The sequence below is a fragment of the Ralstonia sp. Ralssp135 genome, assembly GCF_047304345.1.
Classification (GTDB): Bacteria; Pseudomonadota; Gammaproteobacteria; order Burkholderiales; family Burkholderiaceae; genus Ralstonia; species Ralstonia chuxiongensis.
Map to the genome: position 1 here is coordinate 17,140 of NZ_JBGLYZ010000041.1, position 26,643 is coordinate 43,782.

Below are 26,643 nucleotides of genomic sequence, written 5' to 3' on the forward strand. Positions count from 1 at the left end.
TCGGCAGGCTCCAGCCGCGCTCCCGCCAAACCGCTTCGGCGGGAGCCGTCTTCACGTTACGAAGCGCGTGCCGTCAGCCACTGGTTTGGTTGCAGCGGGGCGCCGACAATCCGCATCTCTCCGAGGCTGCCGAAGAACCCATTGCCCATGCTGCCGCCATACTGCGCACAGCCGATCGCCATCTGCTGCTTGCTCGCCACGTAGCGGATGCCGTCCATCCCGCTGTTGTTGCGCAGAATGGGCGCGCCTTCCACGTACATCGTTGTGCTGCCCTTTCCATCGTTGACGATGGCAACGTGCAGCCACTGCCCCGCCGAGACACCGCCTGACCAGCACGCCAGGTTTTCGGTGCTGTCGGTCGGGATAACCTCCCACTGGAACTCCATCAGGTTGGAAAACGCGAACATCGCCATCGTGTCGCCCTGGTCGACATCGCCCGGCCATGAAACGCCAGTGGCTGCGCTGCGTGCGCCAAGCCGATAAAGAATGCCCATCCACGCGTTGTTCTGCGCGGTCCAGGCCGAGTCGATCTTCAGGAACGCCTCGATCGTGTAGCCGCCGGCAAACGTTTGCACATTCAAGGGCGAAGTGGAGTCTGTCGTGAAATACGAAGCCCTCGTCTGGTTGGCGTTCTTGAACTGCAGGCTGCCCGGCGCGGAAGAGAGCGGGTGATGGTCTTTCGACCAGACCAGGTCGCCGGGTTGGCCGCCCATCCACGTGTTGAGCGAGATGGGATTCGCGCCCGCCGTGGTATCGCCCGGCACAGAAACATCCTTGATCTGGAAGCCCGGCTGATACGGAGACAGCGCCTCGCCTTCGGCAGCGGCTGTGTTGTAGAAGCGCCAGTGCGCCAGCGTGTTGGGCACCACCGGGTAGTCGTTCGGGCCGGACGCCGGCCTGCCCGCATCCTGCGGCGGGTTGTGATAGTTCGCGAGGATCAGCCCCTTGGCGACATCCGTCAGGCTGCCCGACACGGAGCCCGCCGCCGCCTTGAAGGTGGAATTGAAACCGGCAAAGCGCTTGGCAAAATCGATGTCGATCGAGAATTGCTGGTTGTCCGCCGTCAGCCATGCCGAATCGAACTGATTCAGGCTCACTTCCGGCTTGACCGGCACCCACGGCGAGAACGAACTGGCGATGATCTTGTTGTTCGTCAGATCGAATTCGTACAAGCGCATCAGGCCATTGCCGCCCATATACGCCATCTGATAATCGACGACCATGAAGATGACGTCGTTGCCGGCGGCGTTCTTCTTCGTCATCTTGCACGACCCGTGGTAGTGACCAGAAACGGCCATGAAAATCTGGTCGTTATTCTTGATCAGCTTGTCCCACAGGTAATTCGAATACGCCGTATCGGCTGCAGTAACAGCGTCCGGGCCAATGCCCGCAAGCTGGTGGCAAATCAGGATGACCGGAATGCCGGGGTTCTTTGCGATGACCCAGTTGGCCCATGCAATCGCATCGTCCGAAGCGCGCCACGACATCGACAGCACCAGGAACTGATTCCCTTCCGCCTGGAAGACGTGGTACTCGTGAAAGCCCGACCCATGGCGGCCGCCGAAGGTTGGCTGCCGTTGTGCACGCGCGGTTGGGAACACCTTCAGATACGGCTCCACCAGCCCTTGCCGATGGCTGCCGCCGTCCTGGTATCCGTCGGTGTTGTCAAAGCCCGAGACGCCGACGCCCCAGTCCGGCCCCCATTGCATCGACGAGCCGATGGCGCCAACGTCGTGGTTGCCGGCGCAAATCGAATAGCTGCAGTTGGCCTTTTCCAGCACCTGCATTGCCTGGCTGGCCAGTTCCCACTCTTTGGTCACCGTGCCGTTGCTGAGTTGGCTGTTGCTGAGCAGATCGGTGCTCGTGCTCCACGGCGCCGAACCTTCAGACGTGTAATACCAGGACTGATCGACAATATCACCAAGGTGCGTGGTAAACGCCAGTTTCAGCGCCTTTGCATTTTGGGCAATCCATTGCGTCTGCGCCTTGAATGGATTGTCGAATTGCGGATTGATGGTCGGATAATTCTTTTGATACAAACCGCCCATTTTTGCGGAGGCATAGCGCGGATAAAATTGCGTATCCGGCAGGGCCGCCAGCGTAAATGACGACACCAGCTTTTGCGTCGTCGTTCCGGTGCCCGGATCACCCGCCCCTGGCGAGGTTCCCGTTGAGCTGGAACCGGTTGAGGCGTCCGGCGAATCCCCGCCACCGCACCCGCTCAGCACGCCCGACAGGCCGACCGCCGTCGAAGCCAGCATCATCCGCAGCAATTGCCGGCGCTTCAGCTCAGGAACAGCGGCCAGATCATCCAGCGTCAGCTGCTGTTGATCGGCCCCACTTTTCATTGACATGGTTCTCTCCGTTACGTTTTAGGCTACCCAGAAGACAAAGCGATTGCCGTCGCAATTCGCAGGGTTGGTCCAACGTTCGAAGGGAAATGAAAGTGATGCCTGAAAAACCGCAATTCTCATCGACACAGATCAACCGCACTGAGCCTGCGAGACAAAACATTCTCAAAAAGGCTCAAATAGCGAATGCGTTCGATGCTCTTTTTATTGCCTGCGATTCATGAAATGAATCGGTCACATCGATTGGCACTCGCATGGTAGGAATGATGTGTGACAGGGGCATTTCTTTAAGTCGCGCTCATTCAATTGCGGTTGGATCGAATCGCAATTCGATACCCAGAAACAGAGCCCCTGTTTGATACTGTGCAGGAAGGCCCAATACCGCGCTGCCATGCGCTGCGCCGGCTCACAGCAGCACTCGCAGCGGGCGAGAAATGGACGCTCCGTTGTCGCCCCAGGCATGTCTGCAGGGGGCCATCGAGCCCAATGCGACGCCGTGCCGAGCGGGGTACATAGCTGCCGCCGCCCTGCGTACCCCGCCGGTGGGGATCGGGAAAACCCGCCCTTGACCACTAATATATCAATCAATAAATTCTGATATATCAAAAGACGTGCCCGGATTCAGCAGCCTCCTGCCGGGTCGACACGTCAGACAAAAACCAGACGAGGAGACCCAATGACAGCGCCCTTCCGTAACCGGCGGCGCCAGGCATCTGATGCCCGCGCCCCGCACAATCCGTCGCGACGTGCCTTTCTTGGTTACGGCGGTGCCGTGGTCGGGGGCGCGCTGGTGAGCGCCTGTGGCGGCAGCTCCGACGACACCGCAGCACCGGTTTCCACCACGCCCGCCGCGCCCGTTCAGGCAGACCCGATCTGGGGCACGAACGGCTTGGCCACCACCATCATTTCGTCGCTGAAGGGCGTGGCGCAGAGTGCATTCCCGGCAGTTGATTTCCAGGTCGAGGCGTATGGCGCGCAGCCGTGCAGCGTTGTCGCACAAACAAGCCCCTACACCGATCCGACCAAATCGCCGGTCAGCTCAGGCGCCGGCGCAACACAAGCGCCTGGCGCATTCGATTCGCGCCCGGCGTTCCTGGCAGCCATTGCGGCATGCAACGCAGCAGGTGGCGGGCGCGTGGTGGTGCCGTCGGGCACGTGGTATTGCGCCGGGCCGATCGTGCTCCAGAGCAACGTCAACTTTCACCTCAGCGCCAACTGCACGATCTACTTCAGCGCCAATCCGGCCGACTACGCCAAGGACGGCCCCATCGATTGCGGCACCAACGGCAAGCTCTACTACAGCCGTTGGCAGGCCGACGATTGCCTGAATTACGGCTCGCCCATCTACGCACGCAACGCCAGCAACATCGCGCTGACGGGCGAGGGAGCAACTTCGGTGCTCAATGGCCAGGCCATGACACCGTTTGCCGGCACGGGCAACACCAGCACGTGCTGGTGGACCTTCAAGGGCACCAACGGCGCCTATGGCTGCGCCAGCTCGAGCACGCCGTCGCAGGCTTACAGCAACCCGAACAACGTCGACTTGCAGACCGCAGTGCCGGGCATCCCGAGCGCGCTTTACACGCTGCTCACCAATCCGGCGACGCCCTGGCAGCAAGACCAGAATTACCTGCCCGCGCTGTCCGAAGCCGGCGTGCCGGTGGAGAAGCGCATCTTCGGGCTCGGCCATTACCTGCGTCCATGCATGGTGGAGTTCATCGGCTGCACCAACGTGCTGATGGAGAACTACCGTACGGTCAACACGCCGTTCTGGCAGCACCATCCGGTGCACTGCACGAACGTGGTCATCCGTGGCGTAACGGTCGATAGCATCGGCCCCAACAACGACGGCTTCGACCCCGACGCCTGCAGCAACGTGCTTTGCGAAAACGTCACGTTCAACACGGGCGACGACTGCATCGCCATCAAGTCGGGCAAGAACCTCGACACCGGCTACGGCCCTGCGCAAGACCACGTCATCCAGAACTGCACGATGAACAGCGGCCACGGCGGCATCACGCTGGGCAGCGAAATGGGCGGCGGCGTGCAGAACATCTATGCGCGCAACCTGGCGATGCTGAACCAGTTCTGGGCAACGAACTCGCTCAACATCGCCATCCGCATCAAGACGAACATGAACCGTGGCGGGTTCGTGAAGAATTTCTATGTCACCAACGTCAGCCTGCCCAACGGTGTGAACCTCACGGGGGCCGGCTACGGCAGCAAGATGCTGGCAGGCAGCCCGATCAACAGCACGGTGCCACTGGGCGTGGTGACAGCGGCCGCAGCAAACCCGTCAGCTTCGCAAGGCGGCCTGATCACCTTCGACTGCGACTACCAGCCTGCAGCCGATGCCATCCGTACGCGGCCGGCCCTCGTGCAGAACGTGAACATCTCCAACGTAACCGCCGGCAACGTCACCACCGGCAGCCTGACAGGCTCGTGCTTCCAGGCCATCGTTGCGCAGGGCCCCGTGGCGTTCGACTACAACGGCGCGCTGCCTGTGCCCACCGTTCCGCCCATCACGGGCGTGACGATCTCGAACTGCAACTTCGGCACGCCCACGGCGGCAGGCCCGGCAAGCGCCACCACGCCGGGGCCGATCTACGCCTACAACGTGCACGACATCACGCTGCAGAACGTCGTGATCGGTGGGCAGACTTTCAACACCACCGTAACCGACGCCCGCTGAGCAACCCGCCTCCTTCGCGCTTGGCTGGTTCTGCTGGCCAGCGCCTTTTTATTCCGACCCTGCTGCCCATACATCCATCATGAAACGCCCTACCGCAATCGCTCGTACCTCCCTGCTGTTCGCCGCACTGCTTGCCGCCTTCGCAAGCGGCGCTGTGCAAGCGCGCACCTTCCGTGTAGCCGACGTGCACGGCGACACTTACCCGACCAACATGGCCGTCAAGTTCATGGGCGAGGAGATCAAAAAGGCCACTGACGGCAAAGACTCCGTCAAGGTGTTCGGCAACAGCGCGCTGGGCTCGGAGAAGGACACCATCGACCAGGTGCGTATCGGCGCGATCGACATGGTGCGTGCCAACGGCGCGGCCTTCAACGAGATCGTTCCGGAATCGGTCATTCCCTCGCTGCCTTTCCTGTTCCGCGACATCGACCATTTCCGCAAGGTGATGTACGGCCCGGTCGGCCAGAAGATTCTGGATTCGTTTGCCGCCAAGGGCTTCGTCGCCCTGACGTTCTATGAGAGCGGCGCGCGGTCGATCTACGCCAAGAAGGCCATCCACACGCCGGCCGACATGAAAGGCGTGAAGATCCGCGTGCAGCCGTCGGACCTGATGGTCGACGAGATCAAGGCCATGGGCGGCACGCCCACGCCGATGCCGTTCAGCGAGGTCTACACCGGCCTGAAGACGGGCCTGGTGGATGCGGCGGAAAACAACATCCCGTCGTATGAAGAAACCAAACACTTCGAAGTCGCGCAGATCTACTCCGAAACGCAGCATGCGATGACGCCGGAAGTGCTCGTCTTCTCCAAGAAGATCTGGGACACGCTGACGCCGCAGGAGCAAGCCGCAATCCGCAAGGCTGCAGCCGACTCCGTGCCGTACTACGTCAAGCTCTGGACCGCGCGCGAGCAGGCGGCCACGGCAACCGTGACCAAGGGCAACGCCACCATCGTGCCGGCTTCGCAGGTTGACCGTGCCGCCTTCGTCAAGGCCATGCAGCCAATCTGGACGAAGTACGAAACCACTCCGCAGATGAAGGACATCGTCAACGCAATCGTGGCCACCAAGTAAGCCTGCATCACCGCTCAAGCGCAGGGCCTGCGACTTTCCCGCAAGCCCCGCGCCGGGCAGGCCCCCGATGTACGCCGTTGGTACACCGGGCCCGCCTGCCCACCTCCGATACCGCGCTCCCCTCCAGGTTCAGCATGCAATCGATGTCTTTACTCAAACGCATCAACGATGCGTTTGCGCTCGTGCTCACGCTTGTGGCGGCGTCATGCCTGGCCACGCTAACCGTGCTTGTCTTCTACGGCGTGATCATGCGCTACGTCTTCAACAACGCGCCGGATTTTGTTGAACCCATCGCCCTGCTCATGGTGGTGGCCATTGCCATGTTCGGGGCCGCGCTCAAGGTGCGCGAGGGCGGCCATATCGGCCTGGATTCCTTTGTTGAACGCCTGCCCGCAGGGGGCAAGCGCGCCGCGCACGTGCTGCAGAAGCTGTGCCTGATCGCCTTTGCCGTGGTGATCTTCATCGGCTGCTTGGAGATGGCCGAAACCACGTTCGGTGACCGCATTCCCATCCTCGGGCTGCCTGAAGCCGTTCGCTATTGGATTCCTATCGTGGCGAGTGTCGCCATCGCCCTGTTCGCTCTCGAACGCCTGGTCGGGCTGTTCGCGCAAGACGCAAGTTAAGTCACCATGGATCTCGCCATTCTCTCCGTCAGTTTTCTGGCGTTTCTTTTGCTGGGCGTACCGGTTTCGTTCGCGCTCGGCCTGTCATGCGTGCTGACGTATCTGCACGAAGGCCTGCCGGCGGCCACCGCCATGCAGTCGATGATCTCGGGCATGAACGCGTTCTCGTTCCTGGCCGTGCCGTTCTTCATCCTGTCAGGCGAGCTGATGCTGCACGGCGGCATTGCAGACCGCATCCTGCGCTTCGCGCAAACACTGGTGGGGCACTTCCGCGGTGGCCTGGGCATGGCCAACGTGGTGGCCTGCACGCTGTTCGGCGGCGTCTCGGGCTCGCCCACCGCCGACACGTCGGCCATGGGTGGCGTGGTAATTCCGCTGATGAAGCGCGAGGGCTACAGCGCCGCCTACGCCGTCAACGTGACCACGCATGCCTCGCTGGCCGGGGCGCTCATGCCGACCTCCACCAACATGATCATCTACGCCTTTGCGGCGCAGGGCATCGTGGGCTCGCTCAACGGCCAGCAGGTGAGCGGCGTGTCGATTGGCGACCTGCTGTTCTCGGGGCTGCTGCCGGTGCTTTGGGTCATGGGCTTCGTGCTGGTCGCCGCCTACTGGCAAGCCAAGCGCTACGGTTTCCCGCGCCGCGCCGATGGCTCGACCGAGCTGCCGCCCTTCCCCGGCTGGTTTGCCGTGGCACGTGCCTTTGTGGGCGCGGTACCGGGCCTGATGGTGATCGCACTGATCCTGGTGTGCGTGGCCATGGGCATTGCCACCGCCACCGAAGCCGCCGCCATCGCAGTCGCCTATTCGCTGTGCCTGACGGTGCTTGTCTATCGCTCCATGACGTGGGCCAAGTTCCGCCGTGCGCTGGCCCACGCCGCCAAGACCACGGGCGTGGTGCTGCTGCTGATTGCCGTGTCGAACATGCTGCGTTTCCAGATGGCCTACCTGGAGATTCCGGACGCCATCGAGCAGATGCTCACGCAAACCAGCGCCGCACCGTGGCTGATGCTGCTCTACATCAACATCCTGCAGGTGTTCCTGGGCACGTTCGTCGACATGGCGGCGCACATCCTGATCACCACGCCGCTGTTCCTGCCCATGGCCATGCATTGCGGCGTCGGCCCCGTGCAGTTCGGGATCATGCTGCTGCTCAACTGCTCGCTGGGTCTGGTGCATCCGCCCATCGGCTCGGTGCAGTTTGTCGGCTGCGCCATCGGCGAAGTCTCCATTGGCGAGACCACCAAGATCGCCTGGCCCTACTACCTCGCCATCTTCACCGCCATCAACGTGGTGACGTACATGCCGTTCTTCTCGACCTGGCTGCCGAGCGTAATCAACGGGCACCCGGTGTACTGAGGCAACCCAACGAATAACCAACATGCAGCCACGGCTGCGACATCAAGGAAGGAGTCATCATGAAGAGCCAAGTAGCAATCGCGGCAGCGATCGCACTCACGGGGGGGATCGCCGGTTCGGCGTACGCGCAGAGCAGCGTCACGCTGTACGGCAACATCGACGTGTCGGTCGGGTATCAGAGCAACCAGACCTCGGTCGGATCCACCTCGAACGGCCATTCGGTCGTCAAGCAGAACAGCGGCATCTGGTCGGGCAGCCGCTTCGGCTTCAAGGGCAACGAAGACCTGGGCGGCGGCAACAGCGCACAGTTCGTGCTTGAAGAAGGCTTTAACGGCGACACGGGCTCGCAATCGGTCTCGGGGTTGATGTTCAACCGCCAGGCCTTCGTGGGTCTGGCCAACCGCGAGCTAGGCACCGTCACGCTGGGACGCCAGTACACGGCGTACTTTTCGATCCTGGCCCCGTACAGCCCGATCAACTGGCTGACCGGCTTCTACGGTGCGCACCCGGGCGATATCGACTCGCTCGATACCAACTACCGCGTCAACAACTCCGTGGTCTATACCTCGCCCACACTGGGCGGCGTGACCTTCAGCGGCTCCTACGGCATGGGCGAGACGCCGGGCAGCGTGGGTAACGGTTCCACCTGGAGCTTTGCCGCGCGCTATGCCAATGGCCCGATCGGCGTGGGCGCCGGCTTCATGCGCGTGAACAACTCGACGGTGGGCGGCGGCGCCTGGGGCGCGAACTCGGCGCTGTCCAACAATGGCAGCCAGCCGGCCGTGTCGGCCATCAACGCCGGTTACCAACTGGCGGCGGCGCAACAGCGCTTTGCCGTGCTCGGTTCGTACACCTTCTCGCCCGCATGGGACGTGTCGGTGTCGTACTCCAACGTGCAGTACATCCCCGGCGTGAACTCCAAGTTCGCCAGCGAGGCGATCTTCAATACCGGCGGCGCCGTCCTGCACTACAAGGCCACCCCGACGCTGGACCTGGCGGCCGGCTATTCGTACACGCGCGCCACCAAGGCCAACGGCATTGCGGACGCGGCGACGTATCACCAGTTCAACCTGTCGCAGTACTACAGCTTCTCCAAGCGCACGGGCGTGTACCTGCTGGAGGCGTATCAGAAAGCAAAGGGTAAGACGATCTCCCCCACGGGGGGCATCATCGATGCCACGGCGTCCATCGGCGATGGCCAGAACGGCGCGCCCTCGGCAACCGGGTCGCAACTTACCGTGGCTGTCGGCATGATTCACCGGTTCTGACCGGTTTAAACGCCGGTCACGGCGTCCGCCCGGACGCTGTGACCGGGTTCACCTCAGTTCAAGTGCGCGGAGTTTGCCGCTATCATGGTGCCCGCGCTGCCCTTGGTCTCTGACCGCATCGACACCTCAGGCCGCGCCGTTGCGATCCCTTCCACTTCCCCCCGAACTCGTTGCGAGCTGTATGACTTCGCGCCCTTTCCCCTCGCCCCCTGAGGACGAGGCCACCATGACCGCCGCCCGACGCGTGTATCTGAAGCTGCGCGAGCGGATTGTCGAGATGGAACTGCTACCCGGAACGCGCATCGTCGAGAAGGATCTCGCAGAAGAATTTGGCACCAGCCGTACCCCCGTTCATGAGGCCGTCCAGCGGTTGGCCGAGGAAGGGCTGATCGACGTCCAGGCGCGCGTCGGGACGTTCGTGTCGCGCATTCCGCTCAATACGCTGGAAGAAGCCATGCTCGTGCGCGGCGCGCTGGAAGTCGCCATCATCGAGAAGGCTGCCGAGCGCATGACGCCCGAAGGCATCCACAAGCTGAACGTCGTGCTCGAACGGCAGGCTCAATGCGTGCGCGAGAGCAACCGGCGCGGCTTCTTCCGCACCGACGAAGCCTTTCACGCCACGCTGGCCGAGCTGTCGGGCTACCCCGGCGTCTGGCAGATCATCCTGGAAGTCAAAACGCAGATCGACCGCTACCGGCTGCTGACCCTCCCGCTGGAAGGCCGCATGACCGAGGTCCTGGCCGAGCACCGCGCGGTGATCGACGCCCTCGCTTCCAACAATCCGAAACGCGCCGTGCGCGCCATGCGTGAGCACCTGGATCACGTGCTGCCCGTGTTGGAAATTACCCGCCGGCTGCGCCCGGAGTATTTCACCATCTAGGCAGGTTCGGGCAAGTGGCCGCTTCAGGCTGGCGCGGCCGCTTGATCAACCGCGTCGAAGCACGGCCCTCGCCATTCCGCACCGCTGCGATCGGCTCCAACGCAGACGCGTGAGACGCCGGGAATCTACATTCCCGAATTTTTCTGCTGGATTCAGCTTTCGTTCGACCTTGGCTCGCTGTTAATCCTCGATTCACATGCGCAGTGGATCATGTCGGACCGACTTGCTCTCTCCCATGCAACGCCACTCCATGCCGAATTCCACTTCAGTGAATCCTTTGCCGAGCACCTTGCGTAGTGCCGTGTTGGCACTCAGCCTGGCACTCTCGTTGCCAGCGTTGGCGCAAACGAACGACCTGCGTGTGGCCTCCGATGTAAAGGACATCCGCATCAAGGCGCTGAACGTGCTGCCCAGGGCTACTGGGAGCAAGAGCGACCGAGCTGACTGCCCACAGGCCGTCATGAAGCCGGCGTCGGCCGCCGCCAAGCAGGTGGCGGCACAAGGCTGGGCGGTCATGGCTGATGTGCCGCTTGGCTCGGCATCTTCGGGCACGTATCGCGCCATCAGTTTTGCGGGCCGTCTGGAGGCCGGTACCAGCGCGACCTGCGGCATCACGCAAGGCAACGTGGCCGTGTTCGACAGCGACAAGCTCGTCGCGCTGGCCTACGGCAAATCCGCCGAAGACACCGCCATCGGCACCCTTACCGCGCTCGAAGGCGGCGCCGTGCGCGTGTGGGACGGCGACATGGTTACTTCTCCGGTCGGTGACTTGCGTGTCGACGCTGATGGCACGGTCCGCCTGGGCAAAGTTGCCGACGAAGATGCCGTCTGCCACGGCCGCGCCAAGGTACCGACCATCTACGGCATGCCGATCGACAAGGCCCGCAAGGCACTCGCCGCCAAGGGCTGGAAGCCTGTACGAGGCGGCCCCAACGGCGAGCCCCGCCAGAGCGCCCTCGTCAAGCGTGGTCTTGTGGAAACCGAGAACTGTGCGGGCACCGGCCGCGCCTACTGCGACTTCAGCTACACCGGCCCCGCTGGCAAGCTGACCATCACCACCGCAGGGGAGGACGACCCGCCGCACGTTGTCGACTACGAGGTCAAATGCCGTTGATTGGCTGAGGGGTGCCTTCAGGCGTCACTTCGTTACATGTTGTTACACTTTTGGTTGTCGGGTCTGTCGATTGCGCCCACGCTTCATTCGACGTCCAAGTAGAGGCGCGAACATCATGCGTCGCCTCCAACCCAACGCACCTAAGGAGAAACTCCATGCGATTCATGATTCTGCGACTGGCCGACAAAGACACCGAAGCCTCCGTCATGCCGAGCGAAGAACTGCTCACTGCCATGGGCAAGTACATGGAAGACCTGGCCAAGGCAGGCGTGCTGCTCGGCGGCGAAGGGCTACACCCCAGCTCGCGCGGCGCACGCGTGGAATTCAAGAATGGCAAGCCGACCGTGATCGATGGCCCGTTTGCCGAGGCGAAGGAGCTGATCGCCGGCTACACCATGTTGCAGGTCAAGTCGGAAGAAGAAGCACTGGAGTGGGTCAAGCGCTGGCCGGCACTGGATGCTGGTGGCAACGTGCGCCTGGAAATCCGCCGCGTGTTTGAAGCGGAAGAATTTGGTGCGGAGTTCACACCCGAGGCCCGCGAGCGCGAAGAACGCCTGCGCGCAGAACTGGCAGCCAAGCAGCAATAAACGGTGCCGTCATGGCCGATTCGTCGCCCGATGCGCTCGCCATCCATCGCACGATCGACGCGGTGTGGCGCATCGAATCGGCCAGGATTATTGCCGGGCTTGCCCGCCTGCTGCGCGACGTCGGCGTGGCGGAGGAGTTGGCGCAGGATGCGCTGGTCGCGGCGCTGGAACAATGGCCCGCATCGGGTATTCCCGACAACCCGGCCGCGTGGCTTACGGCCACCGCCAAACACCGGGCCATTGACCGGCTGCGCCATCACACGCTGACGGAGCAAAAACACGCGCTGCTGGCCATCGAGCTGGAGATCGAACAGGAGCTTGCCCAGGCCGATGCCGAAACAGCGCGCGGCGAGCCCATCGGCGATGATCTGCTGCGGCTGGTCTTCATTTCTTGCCATCCGGTACTGCCGCACGAAGGCCGCGTGGCCCTGACGCTGCGATTGCTTGGCGGGCTGACCACACACGAGATCGCCCGCGCCTTTCTGGTGCCGGAGCCCACGGTGGCGCAGCGCATTGTGCGCGCCAAGAAGACGCTCTCTGCAGCACACGTGCCGTTCGAGCTGCCCGAGCCGGATGCGTTGCCCCAGCGGCTTTCGGCCGTGTTGCAGGTGATCTATCTCGTCTTCAACGAAGGCTATGCCGCCACCGCCGGCGACGACTGGACGCGCCCCACACTATGTGAAGAGGCGCAGCGCCTGGGCCGCATCCTGGCCGGGCTCATGCCGGACGAGCCGGAAGTGCTTGGCCTGCTCGCGCTGATGGAGCTTCAGGCCTCGCGCCTGCATGCACGCGTAGGCCCCGGCGGCCGGCCCATCCTGCTCATGGAGCAGGACCGCAGCCGTTGGGACTACCTGCTGATCCAGCGTGGCTTTGCGGCGCTGGCACAAGCGGAGGCCTGCGGGCGCGGGCTCGGCCCGTATGGGCTCCAGGCGGCCATTGCGGCATGCCATGCAAGCGCACGCACCGCCGAACAAACCGACTGGACGCGCATTGCTGCGCTGTACGACGCGCTGGCGCAGATCACGCCCTCGCCCATCGTCGAACTGAACCGCGCCGTGGCGGTGGCCATGGCGTATGGCCCGCAGGCGGGGCTTGAGATTGTCGATACGCTGCTGGCCGAACCCGCGCTGCGCGGCTATCACCTGTTGCCCAGCGTGCGCGCCGATTTTCTTGCGCGGCTCAACCGCCCGGAGGAGGCACGTGTGGAGTACGAACGCGCAGCGGCGCTTGCACACAATCGGCAAGAACGCGCGCTTTTGCTGGAGCGCGCAGCCAAGTGCACCGCCCCGTAGTGACGTTGTGGCACGCCGCTTGCTAAGGAGATTGGCTTGTCGATAACACGACGGCGGCGGAACCTTGATTGCGCCGTGGTCGTCCATCCTGCGTGAACCGTTCTTCGTCTTCCCTTCTCAGCATTCAGGCACTGCGGGGCTTTGCCGCGCTGTATGTGGTGGTGTACCACTCCGGGCTCGCTCTGACCCATGCCGACATCCCTGCCCTTGCGTGGCTGACCACGCATGTGATCAAGCGCGGGCATGTGGGTGTGGATGTGTTCTTCGTCATCAGCGGTTTCATCATTGCGTGGGTCGCCATTCTTGGGCCGAAGGGGCCTGAGCCGGCCGGCGAATTTCTCGTCAAGCGTGCGTTCCGGCTTGCGCCACCTTACTGGTTGATGTCGGTGCTGCATTCCACGTGGCTCAACCCGGTGTCTGCCGGCGTGCTGCTCACCTCGCTCGCGTTTGCGCCGCAGGCCAATGTGGATGCGCCGTACTTCGGGTATCCGGCACTGTATGTGGGCTGGTCGCTCAACTACGAGGTGTTCTTCTATGGGCTGTGCGCGGTCGGGCTGGCGCTGTTCGGCCGGCGTGCGCTTGGGCTGGTGGCACTGGCGCTGTTCACGACCACGATCATCGTGCCGTTCTGGCACAGCGGCGTCGTGCAACGCAACCCGGAAGCGCTGTATGACTGGGCCACACCGCTTCAGGCCATGGCAGCCAATCCGCTTGTGCTGGAGTTTCTCCTGGGCGCGGGGCTGGCGTGGCTGTATGCAGCGCATCGGCATCGTCTCACCCCGGCCTTCGCGCGGGTGCTGATGGCCGTGGGCGTGGCGACGTTCGTGATATCAGTCGTTGGCCCCGTTCCCAAGTTCGATCTGCTTGCCCGCGGGCTGCCAGCAGGCGCGTTGTTGATCGGCATGGTAGCCATGGAGCACTGCGGCGAGCTTCGCGTGCCGCGCGTCGCCGTTTGGCTGGGAGAGCTGTCGTACGCGCTCTACCTCGTGCACCCGAGCGTGATCGAAGCCACGCACCGACTGGTAGGCAGGCTGGCGCCGGAATGGATCGGCACGCAGTTGATGCTGTTTGCAGTCAACCTTGCGCTCACGCTGGTGCTAGCCATGTTGCTGCATCGCTATGTCGAGCGACCGTCCATCGCCCTGGGCCGCCGCGCAATCGAGTGGATGCGCAACCGCCGGCACGCCTGGCGTACGCGCCTGGGCCAACAGGAATCTTGAGCAGCGACGCCTCTCCACCGCCTGCGCCGCGTAACGCGATACCGATGCCGCTACCTGCTCTCCTCAAACTGTCACGCTGAACATCAACGCCTGGATCTTGCCCTCGACCGGGCCGGCGCCGAACTGCGCGGTCAATGCATCGGTACATACGTCGGTGGCGTCGGCCAGAGCATCGGGGCCGAATGCCTCCAGTTCGCCGCGCACCGGCGTGCCCTGGCAGTACGCAATAGCAACCGCGCGCGCCGTGTCTGCCCGGCTGCGCGCTGGGACAACGTCGTACATGACCTCTGCGGTAAAGCCGCCCGCGCGCGCGTCGGCTTGAATCGGCGCCGGGTCGTAATGGCCATGCGGCGTACGCGCTAGAAACATCGGCGGATTCTCGGGAAAGCGTTTCGCCAGCGCCTTCGTCACCACATGTGCAAAGTCGTTGTCTTCAATCCGGCCCCACACGCTCAGGAGCAGCTTGCCGCCCGGTGTCAGCACACGCCGCGCCTCTGCAAAGGCCCTGGGCCGGTCGGGAAAGAACATCGCGCCAAACTGGCAGATCACCACATCGAAAGAGCCATCGGCAAACGGCAGTTGCTGGGCGTCGGCCTGCTGCCATGTCACGGGCCGGCCTGTGCCCACGGCAGCCGCGCGATCGAGCATCGGCGGGTTCAGGTCGGTTGCAACAATCTCGGTGGTTGCAGGCAGCGCACGCGCCAGCGCGCGCGTCACGGCTCCGGTCCCTGCCGCAACTTCCAGTACGCGCTGCGGCTCACATGCCGCTGCCCGCGCGGCCATGTCCACCGCATAGGGCTCGAAGATCAACGGAACCAGCAGCGTGTCGTACAACTCGGGAATGGAGCCGGAGAAGACCTGATTGGTGCCATGCGCAGCCATCGTTCACCACCTTTGCCCGAATAGAGGGTTGGGCATGAATGGTTATAGTGCGGAACCGCGCGGCGGGCACTCCGCCAAGTCGACTAGATGACATGCCTGCCAAGGCATGAAGGATCGGCAAGGCGCGGGACTACCCACGTTTTCTGGCGGCCGCCCCCGCCTGACGCGGCATGCGGCCCAACGCCGGCTTGAGCACCGGTGCGTGGTCGCCGAGGAAGTCCCACAGCAGATTGGCGACCGGCCCGTGCGGCTGATCCCGCCGCCGCGCAACCGCCAGCTCCTGCACCATGCCAGGAAAATGCCGCCCCGCAATCGACAGCAACGTCCCCTCGCGCAATTCCGCATCGATCAGGAAACGCGGCAAATGCCCCCACGCCATGCCGTGGAGGATCAGCTCTTTCTTCATCAATTGATCTGGCACGGCACACTGCGGGGCCCCTTCGATGACGTAGTGGGATTGCTCCGGCGGGTTCCGCGCGGAATCGTTGATGACGCACTGCATGAAACGCTGCATCTGCTGCGGCGTAATGGATGACGTGATCGGGAACGGCAGAAAACCCGGCGCCACCACCGGCACCATGGCGATCTTACCCAGGTCGATCCATTCCATGCGCACGTCGCCCTTTGGCACGCGGTGGACGATCAGGTCGGTGTCGTCTTCCAGTAAGCGCTCCCACGGTCCGGTGACGGCTTCAAACTGCAATTGCAGGCGCGTCTGCGGGCACTGGCCGAAGAACTGGCTGAGCAATGCCAGCACGGGCTGCAGCGGGCACAGGTCACCCAGCACCACGCGCAATTCGGCTTCTTCGCCCATCGCTAGCTGCTTTGCGTGGGTTCGCAGTTCATCACTCTCGCGCAGCACGGACTGCACCTTGCGATGAAACGACCGCCCCGCTTCCGTCAAGCGCACGCGATAGCCGCTGCGGTCCAGCAGGCTCAAACCCACCTGCCCCTCCAGCTTGGCGACAGCCGCAAACACCGAGGGGTGCGAGCGATGCAGCCGGTCAGCGGCCGCTTGAAAACTACCGCCAGTCACCACCGCATCGAAGCACTGCAACTCGTGGAGCGTGAAGTTCTGCATTGTCGGCAAAACCTACAAAGTTCGTCAGAACTTCATAGTATCCACGAATCTCATCGGCTCCTAGGATGACGACATCCCAACCGTTTCAACTGTCTTTCTCAGGAGCCCGTCATGACCAATCGCAACGACCTTTCCTTCATCACCACCGGTGACGGCACGCGCATCGCCTATCGCTTTGACGGCGCGGCGGACAAGCCCGTCCTGCTGCTGTCCAACTCCATCGGCACCGACCTGCACATGTGGGATGTGATCGTGCCACGCCTGGCCGAGCACTTTCACGTGCTGCGCTACGACGCGCGCGGCCATGGCGCCTCGGACGCCCCCGCTGGGGCCTACTCGATGGACCGGCTTGGGCGTGACGTTGTGGAGCTGCTTGATGCGCTGGGCATCCAACGCGTGCATATGCTGGGGTTGTCGCTGGGCGGCATTGTGGCGCAATGGCTGGCGATTCATGTGCCGGAGCGCATCGACCGGCTGATCCTTTCCAACACCGCTGCGCACATCGGCCCGACGCAGTATTTCGACCAGGCCATTGCAGAGCTTCAGCAGGCGCCCGACATGCAGACAACGACCGAAACATTCCTGCGCAACTGGTTTCCAGCACGCATGCTGGAGGCACGCGACCCAGCCGTTGAGCCATTCCGCCGCACGCTGCTGGCAACGCCGCGCGAGGGCATCATCGGCGGCTGGACGGCGGTGCGCGATTCCGACCTGCGCCGCACGATCACGCTGATCACGCATCCGACGCTCGTCATTGCCGGCCAGCACGACACCGTGACGTCCGCCCGCCACGGCGAGGAAATTGCCGCCGCCATTCCAGGAGCGCAACTGCACATGCTGGACACCGTGCACCTCGCCAACGTGGAGCTGCCGGACGCGTTCCTTGAAGTCGTGCTGGATTTCCTGGGCGTGCACGAGACCGTCTGACGCGTCAATGCAGCATCGACACGCGGCAACCCAGCCGGTTAACATGGCGGCCATCCAACCGATGTGCCGCCAGCCATGTCCCGCGTCAAGAACGAAGACGAATTCGAGCTACGCCGCGAAAGCGTGCTCGACACCGCCGCCGAAGCCTTTGCGGCCGACAGCTACCCGAGCGTGTCGATGAACCAGCTTGCCGCTGCGTGCGGCGGCTCCAAATCGCGCCTGTATCACTACTACGAAGGGAAGGAAGCCATCCTGTTCGACCTGCTCGACCGCTACACGCGCCGGTTGGCCGATCTGGTTGAACGCGCCGAGAGCGACGCGCGGCATGCCAAGCTTTCGGCGCGCGCCACGCTGCATCTGCTGATCCGCACGTTCTTGGCCGAATACGCCACTTCGCGCACCCGGCATGTGGCCTTGCTCAATGACGTGAAATACCTGGCGCCGGAGCAGCGCGACATCGTGCTCGCACGCGAGCGGGACGTGGTGGCGGCCGTGGGCCGGCAACTTGGTGCGGCCTACCCGGACAAGGTGGATGAAGCCAACCGCACGCCCATCACGATGATGCTGTTCGGCATGATGAACTGGACGTTCACCTGGCTCAAACCTGACGGGCCGCTCTCGTACGAAGGCTATGCGGAAATGGTGATCGACATGCTGGAGAACGGGCTCGGCGGCCCAGGCGCCAGAAAAGGTTGACGTTCACCGCTCGTCATAGCTGACCACCACGCGCTGCGTAAGCGGCCGCGCCTGGCAGGTCAGCACGAACCCTTGCTGGATTTCCCAGTCTTCCAGCGTGAAGTTCTTGTCCATCTCTACACGGCCTTCCAGCACCTTGGCACGGCACGTACAGCACACCCCGCCCTTGCACGCATAGGGCAAATCGAGCCCGGCGTTCAACGCGCTGTCGAGCACCTTGGCGTCCCCCGCCATGGGCACTTCGTGCGATTTGCCGTCGAGCACCACAGTCAACGCCACATCGCCAGCCATGGCGGCGTGTTTACGCGGCTTGGCCGCCGCCGACGCATCGCCCACCGGCACACCAAAGCGCTCTGCGTGCACGCGGTCGCGCGGCACACCGCGCTCGAGCAGCGCAGCTTCCACCGCGTCGATCATCGTCGACGGGCCACAGATGAAGGCTGCATCAATATCGTCAGGCGGGATCAGCGTGTCCAGAAAAGCCCGCGCCTTCGCAGCGTCCAGCCGCCCGTTGAACAGCGCAATCTCCTGCGCCTGGCGCGACAACACGTGATACAGCGCGAAGCGATCGAGGTAGCGGTCTTTCAAATCTTCGAGCGCTTCGCCAAAGATGATGCTGTCGACGCTGCGGTTGCCGTAGACCAGCGTGAAGCGGCTCTGCGGCTCGGCCGCCAGCGTCGTCTTGATGAGCGAGAGGATGGGCGTGATGCCGCTGCCGGCCGCAAAAGCAACGTAGTGACGTGCGCTTTCCGCGGCAAGCGGCACGTAGAAGCGGCCGTCTGGCGGCAGCACATCGAGCGTCTGGCCTACGCGGATGCGGTCGTGCAAGTGGTTGGAGAAGACGCCCGCATCGACACGCTTGACCGCCACGCGCAGTTCGCCGTGCGCATCATAGTCCTGCACGGCGCAGCAGATGGAATACGAGCGCCGCAGCTCTTCCTGTCCGGGCAGTTGACCAGACGGCACACGCAGCGTCAGAAACTGGCCTTGCGTAAAGCGGTATGCATTACGCAGATCGTCCGGCACGTCAAAGCGCACAGAAATCGTATCGGCCGTTTCGCCGCGCACTTCGGCAACGCGCAAGGGATGGAATTGCGGAGTCATGGCGGTTGCGCCCAGGGGGCTTAGTAGGGCTTGAAATAGTCGAACGGCTCGCGACAAGCGCGGCAGCGGTACAGCGCCTTGCAGGCTGTCGAACCGAAGGCGGAAATGAGCACCGTATCGTGCGATCCGCATTGCGGGCAGGCGATTTGCTCGGCCTGCGTTGGGCGCGTGAGACGAATCGGGCGGGCGCCATCCACTTCGGCCACATGTGCCGGCGGCGCGATACCAAAGTCGCGCAGTTTGCGGCGCCCTTCGGCAGTGATCCAATCCGTCGTCCATGCCGGCGACAGCACCGAACGCACGCGATACGCGCCCACGTCTGCCGCCTGCAACGCGCGGCTCACATCATCGGCAATCTGCTCCATGGCCGGGCAGCCGGAATACGTGGGCGTGATCGTTGCCACCAGTGTGCCGGCCTCGTCGAGCTGCACATCGCGCAGGATGCCAAGCTCGGCGAGCGTGACCACGGGAATCTCCGGATCGGTCACGGCCTCCAGCGCGATGCGCGCGCGGTCCACCCGCTCGCTTACCACGATGCCCCCGGGAACTGGCGCGCCAGCCCCTGCATCTCGGCCAGCAGATAGCCCATATGCTCAGAATGCACGCCGTGCTTGCCGGTGCTGACGTACGGGCCAGGCTCCGGCCAACGCAGCGTCGCCTCTTCCAGTGCGTCACGCACGGTGGCTTCCCACGCGTCGCGCAGGTCTGCCGGACGCACGCCAATGCCGGCCCCAGCCACGGCAGTTTCAACGTCGTCCGCGGCGAAGTATTCGTTGGTGTACGGCATCAGCCAATCGAGCGCGGCTTGGGCCCGCGCATGCGACTCCTCAGTGCCGTCACCGAAGCGCACAAGCCAGTCGCGCGTATGGGCGAGGTGGTAACGCATCTCCTTCACCGATTTGGCGGCAATGGCGGCCAGTTCGGTATCGGTCGAACGCGTCAGCGCCTCCCACAGCGGCACCATCAATGCGGCGTAGAGGAAGTGGCGGACGATGGTGACGGCGTAGTCGCGCGCGGCTGCGGAAGTCGCCACCATTGGCCCCGCATGCGGCAGCTCAAGCAGCGTGTAATTACGGAAAGCAGCCTCCGCACGCCAGTAGGCGTAATCATCTTCCTTGCGCGGCGTACCGGTGAGCGTGCCTTCAATCTGCCCCGCGTGCGTGTAGAGCAACCGCGCCTGGCCGATCAGGTCAAGACTCAGGTTGGACAGCGCGATGTCTTCTTCCAGCACCGGGCCATGGCCAGTCCATTCGGCGTTGCGCTGGCCGAGGATGAGCGCGTTGTCAGCCAGACGAAGGATGTATTGCAGATGCGCGTCGGAAGTCATGACCGCGGCTCACATGTGGTTGACTTCATCGGGCAGCCGATAGAACGTCGGGTGCCGATAGATCTTGTCGGCCATCGGGTCGAAGAGCATCGGCTTGTCGTCGGGTTCGCTGGCGGTGATGGCGGCCGATGGCACAACCCAGATAGAGACGCCTTCCTGCCGGCGCGTATACACATCGCGCGCCATCTGCAGCGCCTGCTTGGCGTCCACCGCGTGCAGGCTGCCGCAGTGCTTGTGCTCCAGACCCTGCTTGCTGCGGATGAACACTTCCCACAGCGGCCATTCGTGTTGATGCATGGTGGGCTCCTTCCGGTTCAGGCTGCTTGTTGGTTGGCGGCGGCGCGTTCGACCTGCTTGCGCGCGTAGGCGAGCGCGGCCTCGCGCACCCATTCGCCTTCTTCGTGTGCACGCTTGCGGGTGGCAAGGCGCTCGCGGTTGCACGGGCCGTGGCCGTCGAGCACGCGCTTGAACTCAGACCAATCGAGCGGTGAGAAATCGTAATGGCCGCGTGCTTCGTTCCATGTGAGGCCGGGGTCGGGCAGCGTCACGCCCAGCACGCGCGCCTGCTCAACGGTGGCATCGACAAAGCGTTGCCGCAGATCGTCGTTCGAGATGCGCTTGATGCCCCAGGCCATGGTCTGCGCGCTGTTGGGCGATGCAGTATCGGGCGGTCCGAACATCATCAGCACCGGAAACCACCAGCGGTTGACGGATTCCTGCACCATGTCGCGCTGCGCCTGCGTGCCGCCCATCATCGTCAGCAACGATTCATAGCCCTGACGCTGGTGAAACGACTCTTCCTTGCAGATGCGGATCATGGCGCGCGCATATGGGCCATACGAACAGCGGCACAGCGGCACCTGATTCATGATCGCCGCGCCATCGACCAGCCAGCCGATCACGCCCACGTCTGCCCAGGAGAGCGTCGGGTAATTGAAGATGGACGAATACTTTGCGCGCCCTTCGTGCAGCGCGTCGATCATCTCGTCGCGTGAGCTGCCGAGTGTTTCTGCGGCGGAATAGAGATAGAGGCCGTGGCCCGCTTCATCCTGCACCTTGGCCAGAAGGATGGCCTTGCGCTTGAGCGACGGCGCACGGCTGATCCAATTGCCCTCGGGCAGCATACCCACCACCTCGGAATGCGCGTGCTGCGAAATCTGTCGCAGCAGCGTCTTGCGGTACGGCGCCGGCATCCAATCTTGCGGCTCGACCTTGTGGTCGGCCCCAATGCGGGCGTCAAAGCGCGCCTGCAAATCGGCTTCGCCTTGGGAGGCGGCGGCCAGTTCCTGCTCTGTGGGCAGACCGCCGGGCTGGTCGAGGCTTTGGGTGTACATGCGATCCTCCGGCCGCTTTTTGGGCATGTGCACGGCACGTCATGCGCGCCGTGTTTTGGGTGGATCGATTATAAACCGTCCGACCGGTCGGTCAATAACGGGTTTTACCGCATGCCTCGTTTGAGACATGCGGTGAAACCGGTGTCCTCTTTGCCCTTCTCGGACCTAGATTGGCGCCGCAGACGACGCTTCCCCCTGCGCAGCCCCATGCGTGCGGGTGCGCACAAACACCCCGGCCAACACAGAACCAAGCAGGGCTGCAACCGCGCCTAACAGGAACGCGAGGTGGTAGCCGCCATTAAGCGCGGTCGTGGCATCGGCGCCTGCCGCGGTCAAACCTTCGGTGCGTGCAGCGGCCAAGCTTGCCAGGATGGCCAGGCCCAACGCACCGCCCATCATGAACGACGTGTTGACCACGCCAGACGCCAGGCCCGACTCATCCGGCGCCACATCACTCATGGCCGCCAGAAGCACCGGGTTGAATGCCACACCGGCGCCCAGACCCAGCAACAACATGCCGGGCAGCACGTCCATCACAAAGCTGCCGCCGGCAGGCGCCCGCGCAAACAACGCCAGCCCCACAGCGGCCACCAGCAAACCCAACGACAGCGGCGCGCGAATGCCAAAGCGCATCACCAGCTTGGCCGACAAGCCCAGCGAGAACACCGCCATGATGATGTTGGCCGGCAGGAAGGCCAGCCCCACCTGCATGGCGCTGTAGCCGAGCACGCGCTGCATGTACAGCGCCGAGATGAAGAACCACGCGAACATCGCCGCCGCCCACAACACGCCCACCACGTTGGCCGTGGCGACGTTGCGCAGCGCGAACATGTGCAGCGGCATCAACGGATGCGACACGCGCGATTCAATGATCAGGAACGCGATCATCAGCGCAATGGCAATGCCCAGCTGCGTTAGCGTTTGCGTGGATGTCCAACCGGCTTCGTTGCCATGCACGACCGCATACACCGCCAGCATCAACGATGCGGTCACGGCAATTGCACCTGCCACGTCCAGCTTCGTGCGATCGGCCAACGGTTTGCCCGCAGGCAACAACGCCACGCACGCGGCATACACCGCCACGCCAATCGGCAGGTTGACCAGGAAGATCCAGTGCCAGCTCAGCGTGCTCGTCAGCAAACCACCTAGCAACACGCCGATGCTGCCGCCGCCCGCACACACAAAGCCGTAGATGCCCATCGCCTTGGCGCGATCGGCCGGCGAGGTGAACAGGTTCATGATCAGCGACAGCGACACCGCCGACACCACCGCGCCGCCCAGCCCCTGCACGGCGCGCGCCGTGATCAGCAGCCCTTGCGAATTCGCCAGCCCGCATGCGGCCGAAGCCAGCGTGAACAACGTAAGCCCCAACAAGAACAGCTTGCGATGTCCGAACAGGTCTCCCAGCCTGCCACCCAGCAACAGGCAGCCGCCAAAGGTCAGCATGTAGGCGTTGACGACCCACACGAGCGAGGTTTCGGTAAAGCCAAGGTCTGCCTGGATGGACGGCAGCGCAACGTTCACGATGGTCGTATCCAGCACGATCATCAGCACGCCCAGGCAGAGCACGATGAGGGCAAGCCAGCGCTTGCGTTCGTCGATGGCATGCGTCATGGAGTCACTCCTATGATTGGCCGCTGCGCCCGAATGTCGCTCAGGATTGCGCAGCCGATTTCAGGTTGGTGAGACCGGCTTCAAAGTCTTTGCCGATCATCGCGTCCATACTGAAGAACAGCCCCATCACCTTGGAGATGAATGGGCTCGGGCCATACATGGCCCAGGTGACGTGCGTCACATCGCCGGCAGGCTTGAGCGTGAATTCCGCCGTGTTGTGCGCTTCGAACGGTTTCAGAAAATCAAGCTGAATCCGGATGCGGCTGGGCGACGTTGAATCGACAATCTCCATGCGCCCGGCCCCAACTTCCCGCGAGCCATCCCACGCATAGTTCGCGCCCTTGCCGTTGGCGGGACCGCCATAGCTGCGCTTCATCGCGGGGTCACGCTTTTCCCACGGAGACCAGGCTGTCCAGCGGTGGAAATCGTTGATCAGGGCGAACACCTTTTCAGGCGGCGCCTTGATGTCGATCTCGCGCTGCACGTGGAAGGTATCGGGGCGCGTGGTGGCAAAACCGAGCACAGCAGCAATTGCGACGACGATGACGATCGCAATGATCTTCAGCATGAAGAGCGCTCCAACAGATGGGGACAGCAGGTGAAGGGACGCCTTTGCGCAAGCCGTGCAAAGGGTCGCGGCCAGAACAGCCGGTCGTCACCCAGGGGCTGGTTTCGTTGATATTAGTAAGGCGCCGATGATCGCGCAGCCTAGCACCGGACCGTCACCCTGCGCCAAGGCAGGCTTCCTACGATTTTTCGTAGAACGGCCACCGAGCGGCGGCCGTTTGCACGCGCCTTGCCATTACATCGGCTTGGGCGCAATCACCATCCACGTGATGCCAAAGCGGTCGGTCACCATGCCAAACGCGTTGGCGAAAAACGTTTCGGACATCGGCATCGTGACTTGGCCGCCATCACCGAGTGCCTTGAATGTGCGCTCGGCTGCGGCGTTGTCGGGCACGCTGACTGACAACCCGAAACCCTTGAAATCCGTCTTGCCGCCGGCCATGCCATCAGAGGCAAGGATCTGGGTTTCGCCCACGCGGAAGGCGGCGTGCATCACCTTGTCGAGCGGGGGCGCCATGCCGCCGCATTGCTCGCTGGTGGGCTGAGCATCCTTGGGCGCATCCTTGTAGTGCATCACCACATCGACCTTGGCGCCAAGCGTCTTCTTGTAGAACTCCAGCGCTTCTTCGCAACGACCTTCGAAGAACAGATACGGTTGAACTTGCATCACAACTCCTTGGGGTGGACTTGGGGGACTGCAAAGCCGCGCATTGCGCCACGCGGTCGGGGGGAAACCTCGCTCAGCCGCACGCCGGTTCAGGCACCGGCAGCGGCACCGATGCATGCTCGTGTACGACTTGCCAACGGCCATCGCGCTTGCGGAAACACACGGTGGCGCGCGTCTGCGCATCGTGCTTCGCACCGTCGCGATAGCGCGCACGCAGGCGATTCACGCTGAAGCAATAGGCCAGATCGCCACTTACCTCAAGGTGCAACTCGGTGAATTGGAAATCGGCCTGACCCTCAAGTGCATCGAACCAGCCTTGCCAATTGCGGCGGTATGCATCGACGCCTTTGACAAACAGCGGCGGCATCACATCGAAGACCACAACATCGGGCGCGTAATGACGCATGACGGCGTCGACATCCTTGGCGCGGACGGCGGCAGCCCACTCGTCAATCAACGTGCGCAGTTGGGCTTCGTCATCCGCTGCGTTTGTGGCAATCGTCATGCTGGTCTCCGAAGAAGCTGTTGCACTAAAGGCTTGGAAATTTGCGTAACAGCGCCTAGGGTTGAATTGTGAACACTGTCCACAAACAGTAGCAGACATAATGGACGGTGTCCACATAGAACTTGCGGAGTTGCATTGCATGACTCAGGAACCGCCCCGACCGCCCGTGCGCACCACGTATCGCCATGGCGACTTGCGACGTGCGCTGCTCGACGCCGGGATTGAACTGGCGCGCGCCGGCGGGCCCGACGCCATCGTGCTGCGCGAAGCCACGCGCCGCGCGGGCGTGGTGCCGAATGCCGCCTACCGGCATTTCGCAGGGCGACAGGACTTGCTGCAGGCCGTCCGGGCAGAGGCTTTGGCCGCATTGGCGCGCGCAATGGAAGCCGAGCTGGATGCCATCGACCCGGCGTGGCCCGAGGATGCGCGCGCACGCGCGTCGCTACGTGCCATCGGTGTGGGCTATCTGCGGTTTGCGCAGACGGAAACCGGTCTCTTCCGCACAGCCTTTGCAGTGCCCGATGAAGTGGAAAACGACGCGGACCCCGCCAAGGCTGGCAATAGCGGCCTGAACCCGTTCCAGTTACTGAGCCTGGCGCTGGACCGGATGACAACTGCCGGCGTACTGCCGCCCGAACGCCGTCCGGGCGCCGAATACCTCGCCTGGTCGGCGGTGCATGGGCTGGCCCTGCTCATCATTGATGGGCCGTTGCGCGGGCGCCCGCCCGAGCAGACCGGCGCCATTGCATTGCGTGTGGTGGAAATGGTGGAAAACGGCCTGTAGAGACTGCCGGACCGGCTGGCCGATGGAATATTGCTTGCACCCAAAGTGTTTACCATCAGCACAAGCCACACACCGGAGAACCACCATGCAGATGCGACCAGGCAGATGGATCAGCGCCGTCGCGCTCGTGCTGAGCGCATGCGCGGCGCTTTCGCCAATCCAGACGGCGCAAAAGATGATCGGCCAGCCCGAAAGTGCAGTACGCGAGACGTTTGGCGCGCCCACCGAGACGTACCAGTTGGCAAACGGCACGCACCGCTGGATCTACTCCAAGCAGCCGATGGGACATGAAGTCTATGCCGCGGACTTTGACGCGAGCGGCAAGCTCACCAACTTCCGGCAGATGCTGACTGAAAAGGAAATCTACGAGGCCCGGCCCGGCGTCTGGACCAAGCATGATGTGGCGGAGCGCTTTGGCATGCCGCGCGAGCCAACGCAGTACTACCCGCTGATGAAGCGGGAGGCGTGGTCATACCGGATGTACGTCACCGGGTATCAGCAGGCGCACTTCAACGCCCTCTTCGACGACAATGGCGTGCTCGATCGCACCATGATTGTCGTCGACCCGCTTGGCGGCGATCACCACAGCCGCAAGTGAACAGAGGCCCGGGGGGGGGGGGGGGGGCCGCCCCCCCCCGCGCGGGGGGGTGGGGGGAAGAACACACCCCCCAGGCCAGAGAGGGGGGCGGGGGGGGGG

General features: G+C 63.4%; 26 protein-coding genes. 14 read left to right on the top strand and 12 right to left on the bottom strand.

The window, feature by feature from the left end; translation table 11 throughout:
• Positions 1-56 precede the first annotated feature (56 nt).
• On the bottom strand, positions 57-2,354 hold the full coding sequence (locus ACCD03_RS21595) for a LamG-like jellyroll fold domain-containing protein (RefSeq protein ID WP_413412843.1): 2,298 nt from the start codon (positions 2,352-2,354) through the stop codon (positions 57-59).
• Positions 2,355-3,027: 673 nt separating this feature from the next.
• On the opposite strand from ACCD03_RS21595, the gene ACCD03_RS21600 reads away from it, so the two are divergent.
• The 10 genes from ACCD03_RS21600 (at position 3,028) to ACCD03_RS21645 (ending at position 14,458) form a co-directional block, all read left to right on the top strand.
• Positions 3,028-5,043 carry a glycoside hydrolase family 28 protein gene (locus tag ACCD03_RS21600; protein WP_413412844.1) on the top strand — a complete coding sequence of 672 codons (2,016 nt, stop codon included), beginning with the start codon at positions 3,028-3,030 and terminating at the stop codon, positions 5,041-5,043.
• A 79-nt stretch (positions 5,044-5,122) separates the two neighbouring features.
• Positions 5,123-6,115, top strand: a complete 993-nt coding sequence (locus tag ACCD03_RS21605) for a TRAP transporter substrate-binding protein (protein WP_045203350.1) — start codon at positions 5,123-5,125, stop codon at positions 6,113-6,115.
• Positions 6,116-6,249: 134 nt separating this feature from the next.
• The gene (locus ACCD03_RS21610; RefSeq protein WP_045203351.1) at positions 6,250-6,738 is read left to right on the top strand and encodes a TRAP transporter small permease; all 489 of its coding nucleotides are present in this window, start codon (positions 6,250-6,252) and stop codon (positions 6,736-6,738) included.
• Between the two features lie 6 nt (positions 6,739-6,744).
• Positions 6,745-8,097 carry a TRAP transporter large permease gene (locus tag ACCD03_RS21615; protein WP_413412845.1) on the top strand — a complete coding sequence of 451 codons (1,353 nt, stop codon included), beginning with the start codon at positions 6,745-6,747 and terminating at the stop codon, positions 8,095-8,097.
• Between the two features lie 59 nt (positions 8,098-8,156).
• Positions 8,157-9,365: a porin gene (locus ACCD03_RS21620; RefSeq protein WP_413412846.1), complete on the top strand. Its 1,209-nt coding sequence runs from the start codon at positions 8,157-8,159 to the stop codon at positions 9,363-9,365.
• A gap of 226 nt (positions 9,366-9,591) precedes the next feature.
• Positions 9,592-10,245: a GntR family transcriptional regulator gene (locus ACCD03_RS21625; RefSeq protein ID WP_024979306.1), complete on the top strand. Its 654-nt coding sequence runs from the start codon at positions 9,592-9,594 to the stop codon at positions 10,243-10,245.
• 250 nt (positions 10,246-10,495) lie between these two features.
• Entirely contained in the window at positions 10,496-11,359 is an 864-nt protein-coding gene (locus tag ACCD03_RS21630) for a hypothetical protein (protein ID WP_413412847.1), read from the top strand.
• 155 nt (positions 11,360-11,514) lie between these two features.
• On the top strand, positions 11,515-11,946 hold the full coding sequence (locus ACCD03_RS21635) for a YciI family protein (protein ID WP_413412848.1): 432 nt from the start codon (positions 11,515-11,517) through the stop codon (positions 11,944-11,946).
• Positions 11,947-11,957: 11 nt separating this feature from the next.
• Positions 11,958-13,238, top strand: a complete 1,281-nt coding sequence (locus ACCD03_RS21640; RefSeq protein ID WP_413412849.1) for an RNA polymerase sigma factor — start codon at positions 11,958-11,960, stop codon at positions 13,236-13,238.
• Between the two features lie 92 nt (positions 13,239-13,330).
• The gene (locus ACCD03_RS21645; protein ID WP_413412850.1) at positions 13,331-14,458 is read left to right on the top strand and encodes an acyltransferase family protein; all 1,128 of its coding nucleotides are present in this window, start codon (positions 13,331-13,333) and stop codon (positions 14,456-14,458) included.
• A 63-nt stretch (positions 14,459-14,521) separates the two neighbouring features.
• Here ACCD03_RS21645 and ACCD03_RS21650 read toward each other — a convergent pair whose 3' ends face one another.
• Both ACCD03_RS21650 and ACCD03_RS21655 read right to left on the bottom strand, forming a co-directional pair.
• A complete protein-coding gene (locus ACCD03_RS21650) occupies positions 14,522-15,340 on the bottom strand; it encodes a class I SAM-dependent methyltransferase (RefSeq protein WP_413412851.1) in 819 nt (272 codons plus the stop codon).
• A gap of 130 nt (positions 15,341-15,470) precedes the next feature.
• Positions 15,471-16,421, bottom strand: a complete 951-nt coding sequence (locus ACCD03_RS21655) for a LysR family transcriptional regulator (protein ID WP_413412852.1) — start codon at positions 16,419-16,421, stop codon at positions 15,471-15,473.
• A gap of 111 nt (positions 16,422-16,532) precedes the next feature.
• Between ACCD03_RS21655 and pcaD the strand changes: the two genes are divergently transcribed.
• Entirely contained in the window at positions 16,533-17,348 is an 816-nt protein-coding gene (gene pcaD, locus ACCD03_RS21660; RefSeq protein ID WP_413412853.1) for a 3-oxoadipate enol-lactonase, read from the top strand.
• 75 nt (positions 17,349-17,423) lie between these two features.
• The gene (locus tag ACCD03_RS21665) at positions 17,424-18,044 is read left to right on the top strand and encodes a TetR/AcrR family transcriptional regulator (RefSeq protein WP_413412854.1); all 621 of its coding nucleotides are present in this window, start codon (positions 17,424-17,426) and stop codon (positions 18,042-18,044) included.
• 3 nt (positions 18,045-18,047) lie between these two features.
• Here ACCD03_RS21665 and paaE read toward each other — a convergent pair whose 3' ends face one another.
• The 9 genes from paaE to ACCD03_RS21710 form a co-directional block, all read right to left on the bottom strand.
• Positions 18,048-19,148, bottom strand: coding sequence for a 1,2-phenylacetyl-CoA epoxidase subunit PaaE (paaE, locus tag ACCD03_RS21670; RefSeq protein ID WP_413412855.1), 1,101 nt, complete (start codon positions 19,146-19,148; stop codon positions 18,048-18,050).
• A 20-nt stretch (positions 19,149-19,168) separates the two neighbouring features.
• The gene (gene paaD / locus ACCD03_RS21675; protein ID WP_413412856.1) at positions 19,169-19,681 is read right to left on the bottom strand and encodes a 1,2-phenylacetyl-CoA epoxidase subunit PaaD; all 513 of its coding nucleotides are present in this window, start codon (positions 19,679-19,681) and stop codon (positions 19,169-19,171) included.
• Positions 19,675-20,475 (bottom strand): 1,2-phenylacetyl-CoA epoxidase subunit PaaC, encoded by an 801-nt coding sequence (gene paaC, locus ACCD03_RS21680; protein WP_413412857.1) that lies wholly within the window; start codon positions 20,473-20,475, stop codon positions 19,675-19,677. The genes paaD and paaC overlap by 7 nt, the downstream gene beginning before the upstream one ends.
• A gap of 9 nt (positions 20,476-20,484) precedes the next feature.
• Positions 20,485-20,772: a 1,2-phenylacetyl-CoA epoxidase subunit PaaB gene (paaB, locus tag ACCD03_RS21685; RefSeq protein WP_004635034.1), complete on the bottom strand. Its 288-nt coding sequence runs from the start codon at positions 20,770-20,772 to the stop codon at positions 20,485-20,487.
• Positions 20,773-20,789: 17 nt separating this feature from the next.
• Entirely contained in the window at positions 20,790-21,809 is a 1,020-nt protein-coding gene (gene paaA / locus ACCD03_RS21690; RefSeq protein ID WP_413412858.1) for a 1,2-phenylacetyl-CoA epoxidase subunit PaaA, read from the bottom strand.
• A 165-nt stretch (positions 21,810-21,974) separates the two neighbouring features.
• Positions 21,975-23,423, bottom strand: coding sequence for a DHA2 family efflux MFS transporter permease subunit (locus ACCD03_RS21695; protein ID WP_413412859.1), 1,449 nt, complete (start codon positions 23,421-23,423; stop codon positions 21,975-21,977).
• 40 nt (positions 23,424-23,463) lie between these two features.
• Positions 23,464-23,991 carry an SRPBCC family protein gene (locus tag ACCD03_RS21700; protein ID WP_413412860.1) on the bottom strand — a complete coding sequence of 176 codons (528 nt, stop codon included), beginning with the start codon at positions 23,989-23,991 and terminating at the stop codon, positions 23,464-23,466.
• A 234-nt stretch (positions 23,992-24,225) separates the two neighbouring features.
• The gene (locus ACCD03_RS21705) at positions 24,226-24,657 is read right to left on the bottom strand and encodes a VOC family protein (protein ID WP_252693671.1); all 432 of its coding nucleotides are present in this window, start codon (positions 24,655-24,657) and stop codon (positions 24,226-24,228) included.
• A gap of 73 nt (positions 24,658-24,730) precedes the next feature.
• A complete protein-coding gene (locus ACCD03_RS21710; RefSeq protein WP_413412861.1) occupies positions 24,731-25,162 on the bottom strand; it encodes a YybH family protein in 432 nt (143 codons plus the stop codon).
• 139 nt (positions 25,163-25,301) lie between these two features.
• Here ACCD03_RS21710 and ACCD03_RS21715 point away from each other — a divergent pair, with 139 nt between their 5' ends.
• Together ACCD03_RS21715 and ACCD03_RS21720 are read left to right on the top strand one after the other, a co-directional pair.
• The gene (locus ACCD03_RS21715) at positions 25,302-25,946 is read left to right on the top strand and encodes a TetR/AcrR family transcriptional regulator (protein ID WP_253541644.1); all 645 of its coding nucleotides are present in this window, start codon (positions 25,302-25,304) and stop codon (positions 25,944-25,946) included.
• An 85-nt stretch (positions 25,947-26,031) separates the two neighbouring features.
• Positions 26,032-26,544, top strand: a complete 513-nt coding sequence (locus ACCD03_RS21720) for a hypothetical protein (protein WP_325649286.1) — start codon at positions 26,032-26,034, stop codon at positions 26,542-26,544.
• Positions 26,545-26,643: the final 99 nt, after the last annotated feature.

Excerpts from the sequence above, each read along its gene's own strand:
- ACCD03_RS21655 (WP_413412852.1), bottom strand. The coding sequence starts at position 16,421 with ATGCAGAACTTCACGCTCCACGAGTTGCAGTGCTTCGATGCGGTGGTG.
- ACCD03_RS21605 (WP_045203350.1), top strand. The coding sequence starts at position 5,123 with ATGAAACGCCCTACCGCAATCGCTCGTACCTCCCTGCTGTTCGCCGCA.
- ACCD03_RS21720 (WP_325649286.1), top strand. The coding sequence starts at position 26,032 with ATGCAGATGCGACCAGGCAGATGGATCAGCGCCGTCGCGCTCGTGCTG.
- pcaD (WP_413412853.1), top strand. The coding sequence starts at position 16,533 with ATGACCAATCGCAACGACCTTTCCTTCATCACCACCGGTGACGGCACG.
- ACCD03_RS21665 (WP_413412854.1), top strand. The coding sequence starts at position 17,424 with ATGTCCCGCGTCAAGAACGAAGACGAATTCGAGCTACGCCGCGAAAGC.
- ACCD03_RS21620 (WP_413412846.1), top strand. The coding sequence starts at position 8,157 with ATGAAGAGCCAAGTAGCAATCGCGGCAGCGATCGCACTCACGGGGGGG.
- paaB (WP_004635034.1), bottom strand. The coding sequence starts at position 20,772 with ATGCATCAACACGAATGGCCGCTGTGGGAAGTGTTCATCCGCAGCAAG.
- paaE (WP_413412855.1), bottom strand. The coding sequence starts at position 19,148 with ATGACTCCGCAATTCCATCCCTTGCGCGTTGCCGAAGTGCGCGGCGAA.
- ACCD03_RS21630 (WP_413412847.1), top strand. The coding sequence starts at position 10,496 with ATGCCGAATTCCACTTCAGTGAATCCTTTGCCGAGCACCTTGCGTAGT.
- ACCD03_RS21715 (WP_253541644.1), top strand. The coding sequence starts at position 25,302 with ATGACTCAGGAACCGCCCCGACCGCCCGTGCGCACCACGTATCGCCAT.
- ACCD03_RS21635 (WP_413412848.1), top strand. The coding sequence starts at position 11,515 with ATGCGATTCATGATTCTGCGACTGGCCGACAAAGACACCGAAGCCTCC.
- paaC (WP_413412857.1), bottom strand. The coding sequence starts at position 20,475 with ATGACTTCCGACGCGCATCTGCAATACATCCTTCGTCTGGCTGACAAC.
- ACCD03_RS21650 (WP_413412851.1), bottom strand. The coding sequence starts at position 15,340 with ATGGCTGCGCATGGCACCAATCAGGTCTTCTCCGGCTCCATTCCCGAG.
- ACCD03_RS21610 (WP_045203351.1), top strand. The coding sequence starts at position 6,250 with ATGCAATCGATGTCTTTACTCAAACGCATCAACGATGCGTTTGCGCTC.
- ACCD03_RS21700 (WP_413412860.1), bottom strand. The coding sequence starts at position 23,991 with ATGCTGAAGATCATTGCGATCGTCATCGTCGTCGCAATTGCTGCTGTG.
- ACCD03_RS21595 (WP_413412843.1), bottom strand. The coding sequence starts at position 2,354 with ATGTCAATGAAAAGTGGGGCCGATCAACAGCAGCTGACGCTGGATGAT.
- ACCD03_RS21695 (WP_413412859.1), bottom strand. The coding sequence starts at position 23,423 with ATGACGCATGCCATCGACGAACGCAAGCGCTGGCTTGCCCTCATCGTG.
- paaA (WP_413412858.1), bottom strand. The coding sequence starts at position 21,809 with ATGTACACCCAAAGCCTCGACCAGCCCGGCGGTCTGCCCACAGAGCAG.
- ACCD03_RS21640 (WP_413412849.1), top strand. The coding sequence starts at position 11,958 with ATGGCCGATTCGTCGCCCGATGCGCTCGCCATCCATCGCACGATCGAC.
- ACCD03_RS21600 (WP_413412844.1), top strand. The coding sequence starts at position 3,028 with ATGACAGCGCCCTTCCGTAACCGGCGGCGCCAGGCATCTGATGCCCGC.
- ACCD03_RS21710 (WP_413412861.1), bottom strand. The coding sequence starts at position 25,162 with ATGACGATTGCCACAAACGCAGCGGATGACGAAGCCCAACTGCGCACG.
- ACCD03_RS21705 (WP_252693671.1), bottom strand. The coding sequence starts at position 24,657 with ATGCAAGTTCAACCGTATCTGTTCTTCGAAGGTCGTTGCGAAGAAGCG.
- ACCD03_RS21615 (WP_413412845.1), top strand. The coding sequence starts at position 6,745 with ATGGATCTCGCCATTCTCTCCGTCAGTTTTCTGGCGTTTCTTTTGCTG.
- ACCD03_RS21625 (WP_024979306.1), top strand. The coding sequence starts at position 9,592 with ATGACCGCCGCCCGACGCGTGTATCTGAAGCTGCGCGAGCGGATTGTC.